21 protein-coding genes and 1 pseudogene are annotated in these 23,159 nt (G+C 68.0%); 18 read left to right on the top strand and 4 right to left on the bottom strand.

Going from position 1 to position 23,159, the window contains the following annotated elements:
- Nucleotides 1-75: 75 nt before the first annotated feature.
- Together ACH4TL_RS17100 and ACH4TL_RS17095 are read right to left on the bottom strand one after the other, a co-directional pair.
- On the bottom strand, nt 76-1,446 hold the full coding sequence (locus tag ACH4TL_RS17100; RefSeq protein WP_398314721.1) for an aspartate aminotransferase family protein: 1,371 nt from the start codon (nt 1,444-1,446) through the stop codon (nt 76-78).
- Between the two features lie 1,071 nt (nt 1,447-2,517).
- Complete coding sequence (locus ACH4TL_RS17095) at nt 2,518-3,651, bottom strand: hypothetical protein (protein ID WP_398314719.1); 1,134 nt, start codon at nt 3,649-3,651, stop codon at nt 2,518-2,520.
- Nucleotides 3,652-4,123: 472 nt separating this feature from the next.
- Between ACH4TL_RS17095 and ACH4TL_RS17090 the strand changes: the two genes are divergently transcribed.
- Together ACH4TL_RS17090 and ACH4TL_RS17085 are read left to right on the top strand one after the other, a co-directional pair.
- Nucleotides 4,124-4,564, top strand: a complete 441-nt coding sequence (locus ACH4TL_RS17090; RefSeq protein ID WP_398314717.1) for a hypothetical protein — start codon at nt 4,124-4,126, stop codon at nt 4,562-4,564.
- A gap of 647 nt (nt 4,565-5,211) precedes the next feature.
- A complete protein-coding gene (locus ACH4TL_RS17085; protein ID WP_398314715.1) occupies nt 5,212-5,652 on the top strand; it encodes a hypothetical protein in 441 nt (146 codons plus the stop codon).
- 75 nt (nt 5,653-5,727) lie between these two features.
- Here ACH4TL_RS17085 and ACH4TL_RS17080 read toward each other — a convergent pair whose 3' ends face one another.
- Together ACH4TL_RS17080 and ACH4TL_RS17075 are read right to left on the bottom strand one after the other, a co-directional pair.
- Nucleotides 5,728-6,393, bottom strand: coding sequence for a hypothetical protein (locus ACH4TL_RS17080; protein ID WP_398314713.1), 666 nt, complete (start codon nt 6,391-6,393; stop codon nt 5,728-5,730).
- Nucleotides 6,394-6,405: 12 nt separating this feature from the next.
- The gene (locus tag ACH4TL_RS17075) at nt 6,406-7,419 is read right to left on the bottom strand and encodes a peptidoglycan DD-metalloendopeptidase family protein (protein WP_398425265.1); all 1,014 of its coding nucleotides are present in this window, start codon (nt 7,417-7,419) and stop codon (nt 6,406-6,408) included.
- A gap of 178 nt (nt 7,420-7,597) precedes the next feature.
- Between ACH4TL_RS17075 and ACH4TL_RS17070 the strand changes: the two genes are divergently transcribed.
- The 16 genes and pseudogenes from ACH4TL_RS17070 to ACH4TL_RS16995 all read left to right on the top strand — a co-directional run bounded on the left by ACH4TL_RS17070 (nt 7,598) and on the right by ACH4TL_RS16995 (nt 23,159).
- Nucleotides 7,598-8,131, top strand: a complete 534-nt coding sequence (locus tag ACH4TL_RS17070; protein WP_398314709.1) for a DUF6668 family protein — start codon at nt 7,598-7,600, stop codon at nt 8,129-8,131.
- Nucleotides 8,132-8,147: 16 nt separating this feature from the next.
- Nucleotides 8,148-8,393, top strand: a complete 246-nt coding sequence (locus tag ACH4TL_RS17065) for a hypothetical protein (protein ID WP_398314707.1) — start codon at nt 8,148-8,150, stop codon at nt 8,391-8,393.
- 63 nt (nt 8,394-8,456) lie between these two features.
- Entirely contained in the window at nt 8,457-8,738 is a 282-nt protein-coding gene (locus tag ACH4TL_RS17060) for a hypothetical protein (protein ID WP_398314705.1), read from the top strand.
- Nucleotides 8,739-8,770: 32 nt separating this feature from the next.
- Nucleotides 8,771-9,544: a hypothetical protein gene (locus tag ACH4TL_RS17055; protein WP_398314703.1), complete on the top strand. Its 774-nt coding sequence runs from the start codon at nt 8,771-8,773 to the stop codon at nt 9,542-9,544.
- A 148-nt stretch (nt 9,545-9,692) separates the two neighbouring features.
- Entirely contained in the window at nt 9,693-10,799 is a 1,107-nt protein-coding gene (locus ACH4TL_RS17050; protein WP_398314701.1) for a hypothetical protein, read from the top strand.
- Nucleotides 10,800-10,900: 101 nt separating this feature from the next.
- Nucleotides 10,901-12,388: an SCO6880 family protein gene (locus tag ACH4TL_RS17045; RefSeq protein WP_398314699.1), complete on the top strand. Its 1,488-nt coding sequence runs from the start codon at nt 10,901-10,903 to the stop codon at nt 12,386-12,388.
- Nucleotides 12,389-12,471: 83 nt separating this feature from the next.
- Complete coding sequence (locus ACH4TL_RS17040) at nt 12,472-13,914, top strand: ATP/GTP-binding protein (protein ID WP_398314941.1); 1,443 nt, start codon at nt 12,472-12,474, stop codon at nt 13,912-13,914.
- Nucleotides 13,911-15,683: a type IV secretory system conjugative DNA transfer family protein gene (locus ACH4TL_RS17035; protein WP_398314697.1), complete on the top strand. Its 1,773-nt coding sequence runs from the start codon at nt 13,911-13,913 to the stop codon at nt 15,681-15,683. The genes ACH4TL_RS17040 and ACH4TL_RS17035 overlap by 4 nt, the downstream gene beginning before the upstream one ends.
- Entirely contained in the window at nt 15,680-16,081 is a 402-nt protein-coding gene (locus tag ACH4TL_RS17030) for a DUF4913 domain-containing protein (RefSeq protein WP_398314695.1), read from the top strand. The genes ACH4TL_RS17035 and ACH4TL_RS17030 overlap by 4 nt, the downstream gene beginning before the upstream one ends.
- Complete coding sequence (locus ACH4TL_RS17025; RefSeq protein WP_398314693.1) at nt 16,078-16,611, top strand: hypothetical protein; 534 nt, start codon at nt 16,078-16,080, stop codon at nt 16,609-16,611. The genes ACH4TL_RS17030 and ACH4TL_RS17025 overlap by 4 nt, the downstream gene beginning before the upstream one ends.
- 77 nt (nt 16,612-16,688) lie before the next feature.
- Nucleotides 16,689-17,681, top strand: a complete 993-nt coding sequence (locus ACH4TL_RS17020; protein WP_398314692.1) for a hypothetical protein — start codon at nt 16,689-16,691, stop codon at nt 17,679-17,681.
- A 278-nt stretch (nt 17,682-17,959) separates the two neighbouring features.
- Nucleotides 17,960-18,559: pseudogene (locus tag ACH4TL_RS17015) on the top strand (type IV secretory system conjugative DNA transfer family protein); the annotation flags it as partial.
- Entirely contained in the window at nt 18,555-18,851 is a 297-nt protein-coding gene (locus ACH4TL_RS17010) for a DUF4913 domain-containing protein (RefSeq protein WP_398314690.1), read from the top strand. The pseudogene ACH4TL_RS17015 and the gene ACH4TL_RS17010, both read left to right, overlap by 5 nt.
- A gap of 50 nt (nt 18,852-18,901) precedes the next feature.
- Complete coding sequence (locus ACH4TL_RS17005; protein ID WP_398314688.1) at nt 18,902-20,020, top strand: hypothetical protein; 1,119 nt, start codon at nt 18,902-18,904, stop codon at nt 20,018-20,020.
- Between the two features lie 41 nt (nt 20,021-20,061).
- On the top strand, nt 20,062-21,687 hold the full coding sequence (locus ACH4TL_RS17000; RefSeq protein ID WP_398314687.1) for a glycosyltransferase family 4 protein: 1,626 nt from the start codon (nt 20,062-20,064) through the stop codon (nt 21,685-21,687).
- A 410-nt stretch (nt 21,688-22,097) separates the two neighbouring features.
- On the top strand, nt 22,098-23,159 hold the full coding sequence (locus ACH4TL_RS16995; RefSeq protein WP_398314686.1) for a nucleoside hydrolase: 1,062 nt from the start codon (nt 22,098-22,100) through the stop codon (nt 23,157-23,159).

Genomic DNA, 23,159 nt, shown 5'->3' with positions numbered 1-23,159 from the left:
GGTGGTGGTCTACACCGGACCGCTATATGTGGTTATGGGGCGTGAAGACGGTGTGACGCCACGGTGAGGGTCCGGCTACGCGGTGTGGGCGTCCGCCGCGTTCAGCGCCTCGTCCAGGATCGCCAGCCCCTCCTTGGCCTCGGCCTCGGTGACCGTGCACGGCGGCACGACGTGGGTGCGGTTCATGTTCACGAACGGCCACAGCCCGCCGCGCTTGCAGGCGGCCGCGAAGTCGGCCATGGGCTGGTTGGCGGCGCCGCTCGCGTTGTACGGGACGAGCGGTTCGCGCGTCTCCTTGTCCTTGACCAGATCGAGCGCCCAGAAGACGCCCAGACCGCGCACCTCGCCCACCGAGGGGTGGCGCTCGGCGATCTCCCTCAGCGCCGGGCCGATCACGTTCTCGCCGATGGCTGCCGCGTTCTCCACGATGCCCTCCTCCGCCATCGCGTTGATGGTGGCGACGGCGGAGGCGCAGGCGAGCGGATGCCCGGAGTAGGTGAGGCCGCCCGGGTAGGGCCGCTGGTCGAAGGTGGCGGCGATCTCGGCGGAGATCGCGACGCCGCCGAGCGGCACATAGCCGGAGTTGACGCCCTTGGCGAAGGTCAGCAGGTCCGGGGTGACGCCGAAGTGGTCGGCCGCGAACCAGTGGCCGGTGCGGCCGAAGCCCGCCATGACCTCGTCCAGGATGAAGACGATCCCGTACCGGTCGCAGATCTCCCGGACCCCGGCCAGATAGCCGGGCGGCGGCACCATGATCCCGGCGGTGCCGGGGATGGTCTCCAGGATGATCGCGGCGATGCCCGCCGGGCCCTCGTACGCGATGGTGTCTTCCAGGTGGCGCAGCGCGCGCTGGCACTCCTGCGCCTCGTTCTCGGCGTGGAACGGCGAGCGGTAGAGGAACGGCGCCCAGAAGTGGACGACCCCGGCCGAGGCGGTGTCGGAGGGCCAGCGGCGCGGGTCACCGGTCAGGTTGATCGCGGCGGCGGTGGCGCCGTGGTACGAGCGGTAGGCGGACAGCACCTTGGAGCGGCCGGTGTGCAGCCGGGCCATGCGGACGGCGTTCTCGACCGCCTCGGCGCCGCCGTTGGTGAAGAAGATCTTGTCCAGGTCGCCGGGCGTGCGCTCGGCGACCAGCCGCGCCGCCTCCGAGCGCGCGTCCACCGCGAAGCCCGGCGCGATCGTGCACATCTTCGCCGCCTGCTCCTGGATGGCGGCGACGACCTTGGGGTGCTGGTGGCCGATGTTGGTGTTCACCAGCTGACAGCTGAAGTCCAGATAACGGTTGCCGTCGTAGTCCCAGAAGTACGAGCCCTCGGCGCCCGCGACCGCGAGTGGGTCGATCAGCCCCTGCGCGGACCAGGAGTGGAAGACGTGTGCGCGGTCGGCAGCCTTCACAGCGGCGCCGGCGGCGGGATCGGGGCTGGGGTGCGTGGGCTGCACGGACACGTTCACTACCTCGGATCGCTCGCGGGTCTGGGCAGCCCCCAGCGTACGGAGCCCTCCGACCGGTCGCACACCGCCAAGGTGTACGGCTTCGGGCGTGTGGCCCGGCACTGTGTCGGGGGCCTCCCGTCACCTCCTCCGCCCGACGGTTCGCCGCGGATCCTCGTGAGCCGTCCTCGCCGGACGTCCTGGACGCCCGGGTCAAGGAGGGGGAGCGGAGCCAGGCTCCACCGGACTCGACCTCGACATCGCGCGCCGTACAGCCTGAGCGGCCAGGTGGTCGTGGAGCTGGCAGCGTCGAGGAGAGGCGGCCCGGGGCCGCAGGCCACCGTTTCGGTTCGGCGCGCCCGAGACCGCTAACCCCGACGAGGCCCGAACCGGTCGGGAGACTGCTGCCAGCGGTGGGCCTGAAGATGTGCGGGAGGCTGATGGCGCTCCCCCATCTCCCGCACCGCCCGGGACCGCTCGGCCCGGAGCGAGTGCACCTGAGCGGACCCCACCGAGGAGCGCAGGCGTGCCGTCGCCGCCTGTGGCATACGAGCCGAACGCGCCACATCACCCTGAGTCTGCGAACGCAGAGCCCCGACACGTGCGAGGTGCGCGCTCAGCTCACCCGGGGTCATGTCATGCACAGGCGCCTCAAGAGCGGCCCGCACCGCGTACGGGTTCGTCGGTATCGGGGCAGCACCGGACCGGCCACGAGCGGGATCGACGCCGACGGATCGGAGAGCCGCCGCCTCGGCCGCCCGCCGCGACATCGCCGGACGCGGTGACTCCCGCGCATCCCGCCCGGCCCGGTCGGCGGCCGCACGGCCCTCCATCGGCGCCATCCGCACGCGCCAGCTCACCGTCCCCGTGAATTCGTTGACGTTCACGTCGGCACGCGGCCGCGGCGAACGGCCCCGCGCGGCTCGCGCCCTCTCTCGTTCCCGGCGTACGGCTTCACGCCGTTCGATGTCGCTGTTGCCCGCCATCCTGCGACTGCGCTCCAGCCGTTCGTTCTCCCGTCCGGACCGGTGTCCGGAATCGCGTTCGTCGTGCGCCATTTCCCACGTACCTCCTAGAGAACGGTTCTCAGCCCGCCCCGTTCCCCGTCGCTCCTGACGTGTCGTCGCTCGCCCCCATCTCACTCGCCCGCTGGGCGAGGCGGACCATGCGCCGCTTGGCGGCGTCGAGCCTGCCGATCTCGGCCGCGGCCCGTCCGCCCTGCCGGGCCAGCGCCGACCACACCGCGACCAGATCCCGCCCGAGCTCCAGCGCCTGACGCGGCTCACGGACAGCGGGCCACACCGCGGCCGCCCGCATCAGGCTCTCGTAGGCGCGGGGGTCGCCCAGGCGTTGCCGGGTGCGGGCAACGTCGAGAGCGGTGGCCATGGACCGGTCGACGTCTCCCGCGACATAGGCGATATGCGCGCACAGTTCCTGCAGTTCGAGCACATGGTGATGGTCCGGGCCGAATTGCTGGACGGCCGACGCCAGGCTGTGTTGCCCCGTCATGGCTGCGAATTCGATATGCCCGCGCTGGAGAGCCTGATTGATCCGGGTGACGGCGTCGGCGACAACCGGTGGCACGTCTCCGGGCACGGTCTCGCCCGCACCGGGCGCCGCTTCGCCCTCGGAGGACTCCGGCCCCGGCCATGGCCGCCGCTCTTCTCCCTGTTCCCGCGGAAGCGCGGGCGGCGGCTCTTCGGCCGGAGAAGTGATCCTGGTGTGCGGCAGCGGAGGCGGCAGGTCCGCGGGGAACCCGGGGGAGACCTCCGTACCCGGCTCGCCTTGCGCCTCCGGCGCGTCCGGTGTCCCGCCCTTCGTGAGCCAATCCCCCTGCCCCGCCGGGCCGATGGGTTCCTGGACCACCGGGCGCGCGGGCGCGGACCCGCTTGCGGCAGGGGCGGCGGACGCGTCGCTCCGGGGCACGAGCTCGGGCTCCCCAACGAGCTGGCTGGAGCCATCGGTCAGCACCTCGATGGGCGTGATGTAGCCGCTCCGCCCGTCGTGAACGGTCGCCCTGACCGGGTGTCCGGTCGCCATGGCGAGCCGGTGCAGATGGTTCAGCACGGAGTCATGGAGCGCCTCGTTGTCCCCCGGCACGACCGGCAACCCGCCGATCGTGCAGATTCCGCTTTCTGTGATCTGAACGTCGAAGGGCGTCAGGGCGGGCTGATGCTCGGCGGCGGAAGAATTCCGCTTGCGGCGAAGTGGATTGGGCATCAGGCACTCACTTGGGTCGCTCTGGATGAGATCAGGCGCATGGTCCGCTTCCAGCGTAAGGCGCGGTGGATTGTAGCGAGCCCCTGCGGATCCGCGGCAGAGGCGAAACCGCGAAGGCAAGCACATTTACGCCAAATTCTGTCAAAATCCGCTCCTTTGAACCTTCTGCCTCGAATTCGGCGCCTGCTTTTCGGACACATGAGCCGACGCCTGGTGGGAACGCTACGCTTGCCGAGGTCACTCGACGCGAGACCTTCGGCGCGCGCCAGTTCCCACGAGAGGACTACTCGACATGCTCGCAACGGGCCGCAAACTGACCTTGGGGTGTGCGGCGCTCTTGTGTCTCGTCACCGTTACTGCATGCGGAGGCGACGGGGATAGTGAAAAATCGTCAGCGAACAAGCCAGCTCCGACCGCGCCCAGTTCGAAGCCCAAGCCGGATCCCCCCAAGCCACAGGGCCCGATACTGACGGTGAAGAATCCTGCACAGAGCTACACTGCGCAGATCGTTTCCTCAAAGCTCAGTTACCAACGGCCTGACGGCACACCGATGGAAACAGGCCGGGTGTACCTCAAAGTTCTGATGGTGGTGAAGTCCGCGGACAAGAACCGGCCCATCAAGGCACCTGGTTCACTTCAGATGGAAGTGAGGATTCCGTCCTGGGGTGACAGTCCTCCGGTACTGGAGCCGGCCACGCAATATTACACGGTTGACAATGTCGACGCTCAGGGGAATGGAATAGGTGCCGGGGTGAGGGCGACCCTCGGCACACTGAATGCCGACACTCCATACTATGTCACCTTCGGCGCGCAACTCGAAGAAGGAGACGACCCCTCAGGAGATAAGCTCTGCGGTTACGTCGAGGATTCTCCCGAGTGCATTCAGCTCGGCAAAGTAAGCCCGGCATCCTGACGCCGCCTGTCAGAGTGTGTCCTCTCACGGGACACACTCCGACGCACCCGGCGGACCCACGAGTTGACTGAAGCCGTCGGTGAGGACCTCGAATGGGCGTGAGGCAATCGCTACGACCGTCGTGCATGGTCGCCCTTACCGGGTGGCCAGTCGCCATGGCGGGATCTGAACGCCGAAGGGCGTCAGGGCAGGCTGATTAGTCCCTCCGAATCCTCAACGGAGGCAAGACCACGAGGGCGGGCATGGCCTGGTGCCGCCGAACTGCGTACCGTAGGTCCCGACACCTTCCGCACCCAGTGAACCCTTTGCACCAAATTCTTCCAATATCTACCCCATTGAACGTCTTGCTCGAAATCCTCCTTTCTCTTTTCGGACACATGAGCCGACGCCAGGTGGGAACGATACGCTTGCCGAGGTCACTCCCCGCGAGACCTTCGGCGCGCGCGCCAGTACCCACGAGAGGACTACTCGACATGCTCGCAATGGGCCGCAAACTGACCTTGGGGTGTGCAGCCCTCATGTGTGCCGCTTCCCTGGCCGCGTGCGGTGGAGGAGGAGAGACGGCTGACGGAAGTGACTCGGCCAGTGAGAAGCCCGCTTCCACCCCCAAGCCGCAGCCGCCCAAGCCGCATGGACCGATTCTGCGGGTGGAGAACGACGCCGAAAGCTACACGGCGCAAATTGTCTCCTCCAGTCTCAGCTACGAGAGCCCCGACGGTACGCCTGTCGGCACTGACTCCGTCTACCTGGCAGTGGTGATGGTGGTGAAGTCGGGACTGAACCGGCCCACCAGGGCACCCGGCTGGGACCAGATCGACGTGAAGAAGCCGGAATGGGGCGACAGCACACCGACCCTGAAGCCGGTCACCAACTACTTCACCACCGACCAGGTCGACGCCACCGGAAAAGGCCACGGCGCGGGCGTGAGGCCGGTCACCGGAAAGCTGGAGGCCAATACTCCCTACTACGCCACGTTCGGTGTGGAGATCGGCACGGACACGGATGTCAAGGGCAGTCAACTCTGCGGTTACCCCGACGAGAACCCGCGTTGCATTCCTATCGGCACGGTAACTCCGGCGAAGTCATAGCACCGGTGCCACGGCAAGGGGTGTGCCCACCGGCATGGCGGGCACACCCTGTAGCCCTCGGTCAGCGTGTGTGGCTCAGTTGGGACTCGCGGAGGGCACCGCGCTAGGAACCGCGGCCTCCGGAATGGCGTTCACCATGCTGATCCGCCAGGGCTCTGCCCCGTCACTCCGGACGAGCTTGACGAACGCCTGAACCCGGGCCCCCTTGCCCTTCCAGCCGTCGCGGCCGTAGGCGGTGCCGACGATGGCCAACTGGCGCCAGACCACTGTCTTCTTGTCCGGGGGCGAGTCCCCGTCCACCTGGAGCGTCACCGTGGCCTTCGTCCACGCCTTGTGGGCGGCCCAGTTGTTCCACTGCTCGCCGCTCCCCGCGGCCGGACTGTACTCACGTTCCTCCGCCGCCTTCTTCTTGGTGAAGTAGGGCGATGCCCGGAGCACCGCGTCGTGGGGACTCGTGTCGTACTTGGTGTCGTAGCCGTACGCCACCACGGCCCACGCCTTGGCCACCTCGGTGGCGTCCTTCCCATCGGGCCTCGGGGGGTCCGGGACGTGGGCGTCGGGCCCCAGCGACTTCCCCGAGGGCACGGGGGCCTTCGGGACGAACGTAGCCTTTGACGGTGATGCCTCGGGCTCCGAGCCGCTGTCCAGGCCGGGCAGACCACAGCCGCTGAGCAGGACGGCCGCCACCGCACCGGCAACCGTGGAAGCGACTATGTGCCTGGTTGTGACGGGTGCGCTCATCGCTCTTCTCCCCTACTTGAGTCCGAGCCACGGTGCCGGGTTGACGTACTCGCCATCCAGCTGGACCTCGAAATGGCAGTGAGCACCGGTTGAGTAGCCCGTGGACCCCACCGCTCCGACCTGGGTGCCGGTCTTCACCTCTTGGCCCACACTGACGTTGATGGCCGACATGTGGTTGTACGTTGTCGAAACTTTCTTGCCGTCGATGGTGCCGTGGGAGATGACGACGCGGTTGCCGTAGCCGGTGGACCACCCGGCGAACGTGACCTTGCCATCGAGGGCGGCCTTCATCGGATCGCCCATCTTCGCGCCGAAGTCGATGCCGGTATGGAGCTTGTACTGGCCGGTCACCGGGTGCACCCGCATGCCGTAGGGCGACGTGACGGGCGGGTTGCCGTCGACGGGCATGGCCATCTTCTGCCCCGGCGGGACCTTCGTTCCACTGCCCGCCGCCTGCTCGTACTTGGCGATGAGCGACTTGATGCGGGCGACGTAGGCCGTGGTCTCGTCGTACGGGGGCATGCCGCCGTACTGCTGCACCGCTCCCGGTCCCGCGTTGTAGGCGGCCAGAGCCAGATCGACGACGTTGTCCCCCTTCGCGTACGGCTTGATCTGCTCGGCCAGGGCGCAGTCGTAACGGCCCTGCGCCATGATCGCGTCGCCCGCGTCATAGGGGGATATGGTGCCGTTGTGGTCGTCGTCGCGGCCCCAGGTCTTCCAGGTGCCGGGCATGAACTGGGACAGACCTTCGGCGCCGACCGGGGAAACCGCCTTCGGATTCCAGCCGGACTCGGCCTCGATCTGTGCGGCGATGACGGCGGGGCCGATGTCTTTGCACTGTTTTCCCGACTTGAGCACCCACGGCGCGTAAGCGGCCGGAACCTGCTTGCTGTTGAGACCGCCCGTACCGCCGGGAGCCTCGGGCGTCTTGGCACCCTCACCGGCGATGCCGACGAACAGCACAATCGGCACAACCACCATGGCCGCGGCGCCACCCGCGACCCATACCCCCGCGCTCTTCGACACTGCTTCCCCCGACTTGGTCACGTGTTTGCTGCAGATGCGTCACGCCACTTGGGCGGCATCCGCACCTCTGCCAACATGCCCTTAGCAGGCATCCTATAAAGTGCCGTGCAGTAGTGACAGGAGCATGACCTAAGCCTTGAGCAGTGCCGACTGTTCAGGCGTTGGGAGACAAGCATCCGTGCGGGGGACTACGGAGCAGAGCGGGGGCCCGGAGATCTGGGTGCGCGGCCCCGTCATCATGGAGAGTACGCCCGAGGCGATGAACGGGCCGGCCGAGCCGTCGGAGCCCGTGCTTCACCAGCAGTGCGCCTGGCTGAGCGTACACGGAGGCGCCGGAGCGTCCACCCTGGCGACGCTGCTGGGCGGCGTGGACATCGGTCACCGCTGGCCCGACGTCTCGCGAGGCGAGCCGCATACGGTGCTGTTGGTGGCGCGTACCCACTCGGCGGGGCTCCAGGCGGTATCACAGACGCTGGACGTCTTCCGCCGTGGGGACCAGCCTCCGGGCGTACAGGTCGCGGCCGTGGTCCTGGTCGCGGACGCGCCCGGCCGCCTGCCGCGGGCGCTCAACCAGCGCATTAAGATCATTGGTTCGGCCATCGCGGTCCACCGCGTGCCATGGGTCGCGGCTTGGCGCACAGGGGAACTGAACGGCCCCGTACCGCGCGAGGTCACCGCACTCGCGCATCTCGTTACGCCCCCCTCGCACTGAGCACGGAGAGTTGTTGATGGAGACGTTCCCACTCTTGGCCGGACCTCCCGCCGAAGTTACCCAGCCCCTCAACGAAGTTCTGGGGTACATGGCTTGGCTGGCTTCCGCCGCAGGCGTGATGGGGCTATTGATCGTCGGCATGCGGATGGCGATTTCCCTGCGCCAGGGAGAAGGGCAGGAACACTTGGTGCAGTTCGCGACGGTGATAGGCGCCTGCGTCATCGCCACCACGGCCGGCCCCATCGTCAATTTTCTGATCTGAAGACAGTCGGCGACTTGCGCCACAAATACATGACATGACCTGCGGTGTCGGCAAGGAGAAAAAATGTTCAAGGACCGCGTTCATAGGTTCCTCGCGGACGGCAATGTCCCTCAGCCCAAGTCCAACGCTCCCGGTGAGCTGACCAGCAAGGTGGACACCGTGCTGGGCATCGTCGCCTGGGCGGGAACGGCGGCCGGTGTGGCCGGCGTGCTGATCACGGGCGCGATGATGGCGATGTCCATGCGGCGGGGCGAAGGTTCCGAGCACATGGGCCGGTTGGGCATGGTGCTGGGGGGCTGCGTCCTGGTTTCCACAGCCGGGCCGCTCGTCAACTTCATCTTCTGACCTCCAACCGCGGCGATTAAGGGGGACGGCCGATGGCTTTCAGGCGGGACAAGAACCAGAGCGGAGAATGGGAGAAGCCGTACTTCCAGCAGCGGGGCTGGCTCATCTCCGCGGGCTTTCTCCTCGCGATGGTCGGACTTGCCGGCGTAGCGGCACTTTACGACGGCGGAAGTTCCGAGGGGGGCGCGGACGCCACCCAGGGACAGCACTCCGCTTCGCCCAGCGCCCCACCGTCCGAAGAAGGCGGGGCGCCGTCCGGAAACGGGCGTCCCGCGGGCTGCCGCACCGATGACAGCGACCAGCGGAAGCCGACGAAGGCACCCGCGGACATGCGGTGGAAGAACATCGGCAGTGAGACCGTCCCGACATCTCCGTCCGCCGGACCGCTCACGTACGACAACCCCGTCTGGTCGTGCTTCGCCCATACCCCGATGGGTGCCGTCATGGCCGCGCATTCCATCATCCAGCACATTCCGTACGCCGGATGGCGTGAGCTCGCGGAGAAGCAGATGGTGCCCGGAAAGAACCGGGAAACCTTTCTGCGCGAGCGGGCGGGGGAGGAGGACAGGAAGCTCTCGGCGCCCTCCCAAGGCAGCCAGTACGCGGGTTTCTCCGTTCTGGGCTATTCGAAGGAGAAGGCGTCCATCATGATCCTCATCAAGTTCTCCGAGGTCTACTTCACCCTTCCCGTGGATACCGAGTGGCGGGACGGGGACTGGAAACTGGTGCTCCGGAAGGACGGCTCCTACAGTCCGGATCCCACCATGGTGGACAGCACCAACGGATTCGTGATGTGGGGGAAGTGACATGGGTTGCGGAGTCACCGACCCCGGAGCGTGCCTGAGGGCGATTCCGAATGCGGTCAAGGACGCGGTGTCATCGGCTGCGGACACGGTGATTGGAAACGTAGTGGAATCATTCGCCGAGGCTATGGGGAGTGCCGCCAACGCATTCATGAAGTGGCTGAACAGCCTCTGGATCGGGATCGACACCGACGGCAGCGGCGGGTCCATCAACAAGATCCAAGACGAGATGAACTGGCTGATCGGCTATGTCGCGGTCGCCTCACTCATCTTCGCCGCCATACGCATGGCTCTGGACCGCAAGGGCCAGGGAATGCAGCAGGCGTTCCAGGGCATGTGGCGGGTCATCCTCGTGGGCGCCCTGGCGACGACGGTGATGATGGGGCTCGCCCGGGCATCGGATGCCTACGCCGAGTACATCTACAACAAGCCCGGCCAGAGCCAGATCGGGAACATGGTCGTCGGCACTGCGCTGAAGACACTCGTGCAGACGAGTCCCGGCCTGGTCATCATCTTCGGGCTCCTGGCCATTCTCGCCGCCTTCGTCCAGGCCATTTTGATGATCCTTCGGATCGGTGTCCTGGTCATGCTGGTCGGGACCCTGCCGCTCGCCGCCGCCGCGTCGATGACGGGCTGGGGGAGCGGCTGGTGGAAGAAGCACGTCGGCTGGCTCGTCGCATGGCTCCTCTTCAAACCCGCCGCCGCGCTGGTCTTCTTCTCCGGCCAGATCATGATGCAGGGAGGGGGTAAGGGAGAGGACAAATACATCACCCAGGTCGTCGCCGGTCTCGGGACCCTGATCCTGGCGACCTTCGCCCTCCCCGCCCTGCTGAAGCTTGTGGCACCCGCCACCGCCGCGCTCGGTGACACCTCCGGTGGCGGTGTCGCGATGGGAGCGGCCAACACCGTCGCCAGCGGCGCCGTCAGCCTCGCCGGCGGTGGCGGAGGCGGAGGCGGAGGCGGCGGAGGCGGTCCCATGGGCGGCGGGTCCAAGGAAGGCCCCAAGGGTTCGCCCTCTTCCGGCGCGGGCACCTCCCCCAGCGGCGGGGCGGCACCCGGCGGTACCGCCGGTGGCAGCGCGGGCGCGGGAGCAGGCGGCGGTGCGGCGGCAGGCGGCGCGGCCGCGGGCGCCGCGACCGGAGGCGCCGCGACCGCGGCCCAGGCCGCGGCCATCGCCGGACAGGCAGCCACCGGAGCCGCCACCGAAGTGGTCAATTCCTTCGGCGACAACGACGGGAACAAGGGCCACAACGAATAGGCGCCCCTCGTCGGTACCGGCCCCGCGCCGGTACCGACGCGGGTGTACCGCCCCGGTCATCCGATTCCTCCCGAAGGCCAGGGATCCTCGAAAGGAACACCATGTCATCCGAAGCCGCGGGGCCCACGTACGGAAACTGGCGGCAGCCCCGACGACCCGGCCTGGGGCCGCTTGGCCTGCTCGGCACCGTTGTCACATTCGGCGGGCTGGTGGTGGTGCTGCTCGCTTCGCTGATATCGCTGATGATGGCGATCGCCGTGCTGATCCCGCTCTTCTTCCTTGTCGCCCCCATCGCCGTCCGCACCGTGGACGGCCGAAACGTCTATCAGATGGTTGCTGTGCGCATCGGCTGGATGAACCGAAAGTCCAAGGGCTCGCACGTCTATGTGTCCGGCCCGCTGTCCAAGCGTCCGGGCGGTCGTTTCTCGCCGCCCGGCCTGCTCGCCCGGATCAAGATGCACGAGGGACGGGACGCCTACGATCGGCCCTTCGGCGTGCTGCACCACCCGGGCCGCAACTTCTACACCGTGGTGCTGGCCTGTGAGCCGGACGGCGGTTCCCTCATCGACGCCGAACAGGTCGACGTCTGGGTGGCGTCCTGGGGCGACTGGCTCGCCCGGCTCTCCCACGAACCGGGCCTGCGCGGTGCGTCCGTCGTCGTGGAGACCGCGCCGGACACCGGCACCCGGCTCGCGGCGGAAGTCCTGCCCCGGCTGTCGCCCGACGCCCCCGCCGCTGCCCGGGCGGTGATGCAGGAGGTCGTGGAGCGCTACCCCTCCGCCTCCTCCGAGATGCACACATACATCACGCTCACGTACGGCGCGATCGGCACCCGCCGCAAGCCGGACGAGATGATCACCGACCTCGCCATGCGCCTGCCCGGCCTGCTGTCCGGGCTCATCGCGGCGGGCGGGGGCTCGGCCTACCCGCTGTCCGCCGAGCAGATCGCCGAGACGGTTCGCGTGGCGTACGACCCGGCCGTCGCACCGGACGTACTGAAGGCACGCGCCGGGCACACGTCGACCGGGCTCGAATGGGAGGATGCCGGTCCCGCGAGCGCGGTGGAGACCATTTCGAGCTACCAACACGATTCGGGAGTCTCCCGCAGCTGGCTGCTCACCCTGGCACCGCGCGGAACCGTCCGCTCAAATGTGCTCCGGGGCCTCCTAGAACCCGCGCCCGGGACCCGGCGCAAACGCGTCTGTCTGGTGTATCGCCCGATCGACCCCGCGACCTCCGCCCGTATTGTGGAGGCCGACCGCCGCAACGCACACTTCACGGCCTCGTCAGGGCGCGGGCTGGTGCAGGCCCGCGCGTCCACGGCGATGCGGGCGGCCGAGCAGACCGCGGCCGAGGAGGCGTCGGGCGCCGGCCTTGTGGAGTTCTCGCTGATGCTGACGATCACGGTCGACAACGAGGCGCAGCTGGCCGACGCCGCGACCACGGTCAGGAACCTCCAGGCGTCCTCCCGCGTGCAGATGCGGCCCGCCGACCGCATGCAGGCGTCCGCGTTCACCTGCACGCTCCCGGTCGGGCTCCTCCCGTGGGAGCACACCCTCATGCCCCGAGAGATCCGGGAGGCGCTGTGAGCGGCCAGAAGTCCCCCAAGCCTCCCAAGGGCGCCAAGCAGCAGCGGCAGCCCCGCGAGCCCACGCCGACCTCCCGCGGCTGGATGGGACCCGGCGGCGGGCAGGTGGCGCATCTCGACCCGCCGTCCATGTGGCGCGCGACAACGGTGCAGGCCTGCGGGCTGTGGCCGTTCGCCGCCGGGTCCGGGGCGCCGATGACCGGGGTACCGCTGGGGCAGCACCTGCACACCGGTGCGACCGTGTGCGGCGATCCGATTTCGTGGTTCACCCGCGCCCGTTACATCTCCAACCCGTCGCTGTTCATGCTGGGCATGCCGGGTCTCGGCAAGTCGACACTCGTCAACCGGATGCTCATCGGGCTCGCTGCGACGGGCGTCGTGCCCCTGGTGCTGGGCGACCTGAAGCCCGACTACGCCGTCACCGTACGGGCGTTGGGCGGACAGGTCATCTCCATCGGCCGCGGTGTCGGTGGCATCAACGTCCTCGATCCGGGCGCGATGGGCGAGGCCGCCGCGAAGCTGGGCGGCGAGGCGGGCCGTACGCTCCTGGCCGAAGCCCACGGGCGTGTGCTCAACATGGTCGCCGCCCTGATCACGATCGTGCGCGGACACCCGATGCACGACCACGAGCTCTCGGTGCTCTCCGCCTGTCTGCACCACCTCAACGACCGGACGGAAAAGGGACGCGCGCCTCTGCTGGGTGACCTGCTCCGGGTCCTCGACGAAGGGCCGGACCGCGTTCGCTCCGTCACGCTCGACCGCGGCGACATGTCGCGCTACCGGGAGGCGGTCGACCCCCTGCACCGGTCGCTGCTCGGCGTACTGGACGGCCCGCTCGGCGATACGTTCGCGTCCGAGACCTCGACCCGGATCAACCCCAACGCACCGGCCGTCTGCATCGACATCTCGCGCATCGGCGAGGCCGACACCCAGCTGACGGCGGCGGCCATGCTCGCCGCTTGGTCGGACGGTCTGGGGACGGTCGCCGCCGCACACGCCCTCGCGGACGCCGGGCTGGCACCGCAACGGTGGTTCTTCACCGTCCTGGACGAGCTGTGGCGACCGCTGCGTGCCGCCACCGGCATCGTCGAGCGCATCGACGCGCTCACCCGGCTCAACCGTTCGCTGGGCATGGGCGATGCGAAGATCACCCACACCTTGAAGGACGCCGAGGCACTCGGCAGCGAGGCGGACAAGGCCAAGGCCCGTGGCTTCGTCGAGCGGGCGGGCATGGTGGTGTGCGCCGGTCTGCCACGAGCTGAGATGCAGGACCTCAGCAAGGTCGTCGGGCTGTCGGAACGCGAGATCGACCTGGTCTCCTCCTGGTCCTCGCCCCCGGGCTGGGCCGGTACGGGCGGAAACGAGGAGCCTCCGGGGCGCGGCCGCTTCCTGGTCAAGGTCGGTGGCCGACCGGGGATCCCGATCAGGGTGGCCATCACCGACACGGAACGCGAGCTGCACAACACCAATACACGCTGGACCGGTGCGGGAGATCCCGTCACGGGCAACACGGGGGCGGCAGGATGAGCACACCACGCGCGGGAGGCCGGAAAGGCGGTGGCGCGGGCGCCGACGAATTCCTGCCCTGGGTCATCGTCGGCATCTTCGCCCTCTGCTTCGTCGTCTTCTTCGGGGCATGGCTCGGCGGAACGGTGGGTGCCGCCGTCGCCGGAGCAGGGTGGAGCCCTCCGCCGTTCTCCCTGCGGTCAATGGGCGACCTGGTACAGAAGGGGCCGTCGGCCCTGTGGCCCGACGCTCCGGTCGGCGCGGTCATCACCGGCATCGTCCTCTTCTTCCTCTTGGGCACCGCGCTCATCACCTGGGTGATCGTGGCCATACGGAAGCGGGTCTCCAAGCCCAAGGGGCTGGCGGGCCCCCGCGAGCTGGCCATCCTGCTGCCGAAGGAGGCCGCGGCCAAAGCGCGTTCGCTGCGGCCCTCGCTCGCCAAGACGGGAAAGCTCGAACCGGACGACACCGGGAACCTCCTGGGCAACCTGGAGCCCAACGGGCCCGAGCTGCGCTCCTCGTACGAGGACGTTGAGCTCCACCTGATGGCTCCCCGCTCCGGCAAGTCCACCGGGATCGCCGCACCTCGTGCCCTGCGTGCCCGCGGACCGGTGCTGCTCACCTCGAACAAGGCGGACGTCTACACCGTCACAAAGGCCGAGCGGGAGCGCGTCGGCACGGTGTGGACCTTCGATCCGCAAGGCATCGCCCACACACCGCGCGCCATGTGGTGGGACATGCTCGCCGAGGCGTCCACCATCGAGGGCGCCATGCGGCTGGCCGGCCACTTCGTGGGGGCCGTCAACGACGACGCCTCGAAGAAGGACTTCTGGATCTCCGCGGCGCAGAACACCCTCACCGCGCTCTTCCACGCCGCCAACCGGGGGCAGCGTCACGTCACGGATCTGCTGGGCTGGCTGGCCGACCCGGCCGACCGTACCCCCATCGACCTGCTCAACGACGCCGGGATGGAGGCGCTCGCAGCGCAGCTGCGGGGCACCATCCAGGGCGCCGTCGAAACCCGCGACGGCATCTTCGAGACCGCCCGGCAGTGTGTCGCCTGTCTGCTGGACCCGAAGATCGCCGCATGGGTGACCCCGGACCCGAAGGTGGCGCAGTTCTCCCCACAGCGCCACGTTCTCGGCCGGGACACGCTCTACCTGCTGTCCAAGGACGGCGGCGGATCGGCCGCGGGCGTCATCGCGGCGATGGCCGACTCGGTCATGCGCGCGGGGGCCGTCGCGGCGGAACGGCAGGGCGGACGGCTCGACCCGCCGATGACGGCGGTCCTGGACGAGGCGGCGAACGTCTGCCGCATCTCCGACCTCCCCGACCTCTACTCGCACTTCGGCTCGCGCGGCATCAATGTCGTCACCCTCCTGCAGAGCTATCGGCAGGGCAGCCGGGTCTGGGGCGAGGCGGGCATGGACGCCCTGTGGAGCGCGGCCACCATCAAGCTGCTGGGTGCGGGACTGGACGACGCGGACTTCGTGGAAAAGGTCTCCAAGCTGGTGGGTGAGCACGATGTGAGCACCGTCAGCATCTCCCGCAGCAAGGACGGCCGCTCCCGTTCCACGTCCTACCGGCAGGAGCGCGTCATGCCGGTCGACCGGATCCGGGCCCTTCCCAAGGGCACGGCCCTGCTGCTGGCCACGGGAATCCGCCCGGCCCTGATCCGGCTGCGGCCCTGGTTCCTGGAGCCGGGCGCGGACCGCATCCAGGCGGCGGCCAAGGCGGAAACGGACGCCATGACGGCACGAGCGGCGCGAGAAGCGATGGGAACCCCATGACGGAACAGACCTTCGACAGCATGAGCGGCGAGCCCCAGGCACCTCCCTTCATCCTCTACCTGGAGGGCGAGGAATACGCCGAAGAGATGCGGAACCTCGCGATGTGGGTCAACGGCCTCCTCATCCCGGTCTACGGCCGCGAAACCCGCTCCCAGGCCCCATGGTGCCCACGGTGGTGGGAACACCTGGAGGCGGTGGCCCGCCTGCACGCCCTGTGGCTGACCTGGCAGGAACTGACGGACCCGTCAGCCGGGGCGAGCGGTCCCGCCGTGTGGCACCGTGACCACCTCGGCCCGGCGATGATCGAATTGCGTGACCCGGCGGGGCCGTTCGGCGGCTGCAAGGCGGGCGCACACCGGCCGAAGGAAACGCCGGTGGTGGAGGAATACGACGGGTGAGTACCGAACAATGTTCGACCAGCGAGGGGAACATGAGCATGGCATACGAATACTTCCTGGTGCCCTATGAAGTACGCGAAGGAAATCGCACAGGAGAAACCTTCTGGCGGCGGCTGCCGGGGACAGAGGAATGGCAGTTCCTGTCATTCTGGGACTGGGAATGGCACAAGCTGGCGGAAACCGCGCCTCGGCATGGTTCGCCGCAGGCGGCGTCGCTTCAACCGGTGAGCCCTGAACAAGCCGCCGAGTTGGAGAACAACCGGTCGCGTTGGTCCCTGTACTGGGCTGTCTACCCAGACACACCGAAGCCAGGGGACCAGCCTGTGAACGTGGTCCGCCGCAAGCTGAGTCCGGACAAGAGTCAAGATCAGATCTTCGGCCGGGACAATCAGTGGGTCAGGACAACGGATATCTTCGACTTCTATTCCCCCTGGCCGACCGACCCACCGCACCTTGAGCCAGTGGATGCCCACGAGGCAGAGCGGATCATCATGGAACGGCGCGGCATCTCGGGAGCCACGTCTTGGTGAGTGGGGAACCCGGGTGGCGGGGTCGGGCTGAGGACAATGAAGACCACCTGACCCTGAGTTCCGCCGAGGACGCGGTCGTGCGCGGAGCCTGGGAGCGAGCATCCGCCATGCGCTCGAATTTCGACAACATGATGCGCAGCATCCAAGAGCGGACTACGGAACACGGCAGCCAACTGCCCGGCGACCGGATGACGTCCGAGGGAGTTCGGGAGATTGATTTCTCCCTCAAAAGCCTGGATTCGATGCGCCGAAAAGTCGCGACAGCGCTTCACCGAAACCCGGATGTGGACGCGAAGGGAGTAGTTGCAGGCCTGAAGGACCTCAACCGCTACACCCTAACCTTCGAGTCGGGCTCCTACACAGCAGGCACGCAGACCGCGTTCCAAGAACTGGAAAGCCGCGGCTTCGAAGCAATCAAAGTTCAGAACACCTGGACCGATCCGGTGTACAAGGGCATAAATAGCGGCTGGGAGCACAAAGAGTCGGGCCAACGCATCGAGCTACAGCTTCACACCCCAGACAGCTTCCGAGTGAAGTCGGAAAACCATAAGCTCTTTGAGTTGGAACGCGCGGGCGCTCTTGTCGAAGAGTTCAAGGACGAGGCCCAACCTTACATCGACGCCGCCAACGAGCTGATGAACGACCGGTATCAGCAGTGCCGTGAAGTCGGCGACCAGAAGCTTCCGATCGAGGTCCCGCAGAATCACGAACTGCTGGCGAAGCCGTTCGAACGGGCCCAGCTCGGCGCTCCCGCCAGCGAGGAGCACAAGGCGGCGGTACGCGTACGCGCGGGAGAACCCCAGCCGACGACACAACAGCACAGCGCGCCTGCCGACAAGCAAGCCACACAACAGCAGCTGTCGGTCAGCCAAGTCGCCGAAATGAAAGGCGGCCCGAAGAACCCGGTTTCCGCGGCAGCCCAGGCACGCTCCAGCCGCGGCACAGCCCAGGCAAAAGGCATCAGCAACTCACAGCCAGGGCATGCCCCCAAGAACGGCCCACAGATCGCTCAGCAGGCTCGCCAACAAAGCCAGCCAAGGAACCAACACGGTGGAGGAAGAGGGCGCTAGCAAACATCATGGCCGGCCTGCCGGTCGGCGCCACCGCGTAGGGAAGGAAAACATGGCCACTCACATTCACCACATCACCCACTGGCAGCACGCCAATGGCCCCGCCCCCTGTCTGGTACGCGCCGCCTACCTGCCGGACACAAACGAGGCAACCGTCCTGGTGTCCGAGATCGCCAGCAACCCCGAAACCCGCGGCATCACCGCTAATTTCGGAAAGGTGGCCGACGCGATTCTCCCCCTGCTGCACCAGACCTCCTCTGCTGATCTTCAGCGCACAAGCCGACCCGGCCGACCGTACCCCCATCGACCTGCTCAACGACGCCGGGATGGAGGCGCTCGCAGCGCAGCTGCGGGGCACCATCCAGGGCGCCGTCGAAACCCGCGACGGCATCTTCGAGACCGCCCGGCAGTGTGTCGCCTGTCTGCTGGACCCGAAGATCGCCGCATGGGTGACCCCGGACCCGAAGGTGGCGCAGTTCTCCCCACAGCGCCACGTCCTCGGCCGGGACACGCTCTACCTGCTGTCCAAGGACGGCGGCGGATCGGCCGCGGGCGTCATCGCGGCGATGGCCGACTCGGTCATGCGCGCGGGGGCCGTCGCGGCGGAGCGGCAGGGCGGACGGCTCGACCCGCCGATGACGGCGGTCCTGGACGAGGCGGCGAACGTCTGCCGCATCTCCGACCTCCCCGACCTCTACTCGCACTTCGGCTCGCGCGGCATCAATGTCGTCACCCTCCTGCAGAGCTATCGGCAGGGCAGCCGGGTCTGGGGCGAGGCGGGCATGGACGCCCTGTGGAGCGCGGCCACCATCAAGCTGCTGGGTGCGGGACTGGACGACGCGGACTTCGTGGAAAAGGTCTCCAAGCTGGTGGGTGAGGGTCAACGGCCTCCTCATCCCGGTCTACGGCCGCGAAACCCGCTCCCAGGCCCCATGGTGCCCACGGTGGTGGGAACACCTGGAGGCGGTGGCCCGCCTGCACGCCCTGTGGCTGACCTGGCAGGAACTGACGGACCCGTCAGCCGGGGCGAGCGGTCCCGCCGTGTGGCACCGTGACCACCTCGGCCCGGCGATGATCGAATTGCGTGACCCGGCGGGGCCCTTCGGCGGCTGCAAGACGGGCGCACACCGGCCGAAGGAAGCGCCGGTGGTGGAGGAATACGACGGGTGACTCCCGTGGCGGCCCGGCCGCCGCCGGTGCACGACGAGGAACGGAGTGAGATGAGCGGGACATCGGAGACCCTGGCCCGGTTCGAGCGGGTGTACTCGGCCGCGTCGAGGATGTTGTACGCCCAGGAGGCTCCGGCCTGGCGTGAGCATCCCCAGTGGCCCGAGGAGCGCAAGGCCGCCTTCCAGGAGCTGGAGAGGTTGCTGCTGGAGACCGGCCGGACCGCTCCGCAGGCCGGTGAACCGTCGGATCCGGCGCGCCACCTCATCTCGCGGAGGGCCGCCGGGTCCGAAGACCGCCCCCTCACCTTCGGCGAGGCGGCGGAGGAGTGGCGGCAGCGGCTCAGGGAAGACCCGGGGCCCCTGGTGGAGCGCCGGGAGCCCTTCCACGAGCTGTACATGGAACCGGGCGCGTGCGTCCTGATTCCCTCAGGGCGGCATCTCGCCACCACGGGCGTCTTCTGGGAGATGTTCGCGCGTCTCGCCCCGGGACGTCCCGCGATGACGATGGGACAGGACGGGGCCGAGCTGAGTCGGCTCGCGCACGAGGCGGCCGACGCGCTGCGGGCGCCGCTGGGCGTGCCCACCCCCACCCCTGCGCCCGGCGAGGCTTCATGGATCTCCACCGGCACCCGCTGGGCGGTCGGCATCCCCGACCTGGCACGGGAGTTGGACGAGCTGAGCCGGGCCGCGTGGCGGGCCGCCGAAACCCTCCCCAGCCCGGAGGAGATCAAGGCCACCCGGGACTTCTCGGTCAAGTTCTCGGTCAAGATGGCCGCCGCCAAGGCCGCCTTGGCACTGCGTGAGGTGCTCACCCGGGACGACGCGCCCGCCTGGCGCGAGCGGGTGGAGGGGATCGACCCGGCCGCTCATGGCACGGTCGGGCTGGGAACCGACGGCACCCCGTGGTCACTGGCCTCGCAGGCCGCCAGTTGGCGGGAGCTTTTCGATGCGGAACGGAAGCCCTGGACACCGGCGATCTACGAACTCCCGCCGGAACCCGAGCTCGGTGCCACAGACACCGTGCTGTCCGCGGCCGTCGCCCATGTCTTCGCGGAAATTCTCGACGAATTCTCCGCCCGACTGCGTCCGGGCCACCACTCCGGCATACTGCATTTCGACGCTTTCGAGCTGGGGCAGTTCATTGTCGGCGAATTCGGCGAAATTGCCTGACCGCATACCGTCGCATTGATGAACAGCCGGGGGAAAGAAGGATGGCGGAAAAAGCGCAGCGCATTCTGATGGTGTGCACGCAAAGTGGCCTGGGCAAGGGGGGCGTGCCGGTCTTCAACTGGCAGCTCAGCGAAGCGCTTGCCAAGGAACACCACGTCACCCTCCTGACCACGCGGCCGGACACCCCACCACACGAGGGCGTCACCCTGCTCCACACCCCCGAGCCCCCTCTCATGGCGGGACCGGGGAGCGACCCGTGGGAGGAGCGGGTCTGGCTCGAGTGGTGTGCCCAGCACGATCCACGGACCTTCGGCCTGCCCGCGGCCGGAGACAACGCCTTCGACGTGATCGTGGGCCACAGCCGTTTCTCTGGACCGGCAGCGGCCCAGTTGCGGGAGCGCTGGTATCCGAGCGCCAAGCTGGCCCATTTTCTGCACACCAGCCCGGAAAAGCTTCCTCCCGCCAAATACCCGGACGACCCTCAAATGATCACGTTGAAGACAGAACGCGATCTGGGGCTGGAACTGGAGTGCATGAGCCGGTCGGACATCGTCGTCGGGGTCGGCCCCCTTCTGAGAGGTGAAGCAGAGAAGATCACCTCGGGCCTTTCTTCCAGGCCTTCCGTCCATGAACTCGTACCGGGTACGCGGATCTTCGAGCCGGTCACCCCGGCCGGTTCCCAGGAGCGCCTCAACGTCCTGGCCATGGGCCGGGCCGACGATCCGCTCAAGGGTTTTCGGGACGTGGCCATCGCCGTGAACGACCTCAATGCCGCCGGGATCGACGTTCGCCTCACCGTTCTGGGCGCCAACGAGGAGAATCTCGCGGTGGCCAAGAAACAGTTCGCGGTCCTCGCCGGTCACGAAAACGTCGAGGTGAAGGCGTTTATCAAAAACCCCGATCAGCTGATGGCGGAGGTCCGGACGGCCGATGCGGTGATCATGCCGTCCAAACACGAGGGCTTCGGGATGGTGGCCACGGAGGCACTGGGCCACGGCATCCCCGTCCTGGTCAATCAGGACAGTGGAGCCGCGCAGTTTCTCGGTGACCAGAATCGCATCCCCGCCGATATCGGCTCACCGTGCGTCGTCCCCGAACCGGCCCCCTCGCAACGCCGACCGGACATGTGGGCCAACGCCATCGCCCAGCTCAAGGAGGAGCTTCCGCAGCGCCGCGAGGGGGCGCGACAGTTGCAGCAGGAGCTGCGAAAGTATTCGTGGACCCACGGAAGCACGGCGTTCGTCACGGCGACCGAGGATGCCGTCCACATCCGCACGCGGACCACGCTCCAGGCACAGCAGACAGTCGCAACCACGGTGCAGGGCCCGAACGGAACGGTACTCCGCTCCGACGCGGCGAACCCGCGAACGGTCGGTCCGCAGGAGCAGTCCCACGACCGGACCCAGCGGACGGCGCAGGTCCAGGAATCACAGAAGCAACCGCAGAACCAGACCGCCGTGTCCCCCTCACTGGCGACCGCTCCCGTCATGAACGTCCAGCAGCTCGCCGCCCTGCGGTCGGCCAAGATGCCAGGTCCCGCCGGGCAACCCGCGCACCAGAGTCAGCAGGGAACCCACGGCCCCGGCGTCCCCCGGCAGACCCCCCTGCCTCACAAGCGACCAGGCCCCGGCCCCGCGCCCGCTGGCGGCGACACTCCCCGCCGATGACAGCGGTCCTGGACGGCGGCGAACGTCTGACGCATCTCCGATTTATCGGCAGGGCAGCCGGGTCTGGGGCGAGACGGGCATGGACGCCATGACGGCACGAGCGGCGCGGGAAGCGATGGGAACCCCATGACGGAACAGACCTTCGACAGCATGAACGGCGAGCCCCAGGGCCCTTCGGCGGCTGCCAGGCGGGCGCACACCGGCCGAAGGAGACGCCGGCGGTGGAGGAATATGAGGGGTGATGAGCCCGGGCGACATCCAATCCATTGCTCAAACGTGAAGGAAAGTGACGAGCAGGAATACGAACGCTTCGCATCATGGTGTCGTCCAACGCCCAGCGGCCTGGGCAACAGGGCCACCGGGCGGGGCAAAGGGCCGGGGCCCGAACCGATTCACGGAATGGAACAAACATGGGTGAGAGTCGTGAAGAAGAGCCGACCACCAGGGAGGCAATCCGGGCCGAATGGCTCGCCATCGTGGAATCCGGGGAGGCTCTACCGGGCTCAGGACTTTCCGCCCAGAGTGCGCGCATGCGGGCGACTGGAAACTGGCCAGAGGATCTCCGTCAAGCGCCACTGATCATTGACACAGATATCGGCGGTGACGCCGACGACGCTCTGGCGGTTGCCCTGGCAGCCCGGAGCGTACCGCGGTTGGCTCTGGTCATCACCAGCGACGAGACCGGACCGACGGCGGGCTACGGGGCGCGGGCAAGGTTCGCCCGGATGCTGCTGGACCTGACCGGACGTACGAATGTCGCGGTCGTGTCGGGCATCTCCCTCGGAGACACCAAGTACTTCTGCGCGGACGGCCTGGTACCAGACGACATCGGCCCCCAGCCGACCGACGTAGTGGGAGCTGTGCGCGCCCTGTGCGCGGCGGCACCGGGGCCGGTGCAATGGGTAGGCATGGGCCCTCTCAGCAATCTCGCGCAGGTTGTGACAACCGCACCCGAGTTGGCCGCCCGGCTCCATGTCACCCAGATGGGCGGGGCCCTCAATTACCGTGACCCCAGCCGCGCCGAGCACAACTTCCGCCTGGACGTGTCCGCCGCGCACCAAATCTTCGACGCGGTGGGGCGCGACCTGCTGCCGACGCCGTACTTCGTCACGTCCGACGTGACCTTCACCCCGGATCTGGAGATCACGGAAGGGCACCCGGTCCACACAGCGCTCGCCGCCCGTGACGCGCCGGCCTGGGCCGCCTTGTTGGTGACTCATATGAGGCAGTGGTTCGAGCGCTTTCACCCCGGCACCATCCAGCACGATGCGCTGACCTTGTCCGCCGCACTCCAGTTGCCGTTCGTCGACTTCGACCGGGTCCCGGTGGCGCTGGACAGCATCGGGCGAACGACTCACTCTCAGCAGGGCGTACCGGTCTGGCTGAGTCTGTCCGCCCGTTACCCCGCCTTTATGCGGTGGCTCGGACAACGACTGGACCCGGCGTGGAGTCCATCCGCCGGGGGCGCTTGA

Origin of the sequence: Streptomyces sp. NPDC021115 (assembly GCF_044333065.1) — a bacterium.
In the GTDB taxonomy this organism is placed as follows: Bacteria; Actinomycetota; Actinomycetes; order Streptomycetales; family Streptomycetaceae; genus Streptomyces.
This window is presented reverse-complemented; position numbering and strand designations above follow the sequence as displayed.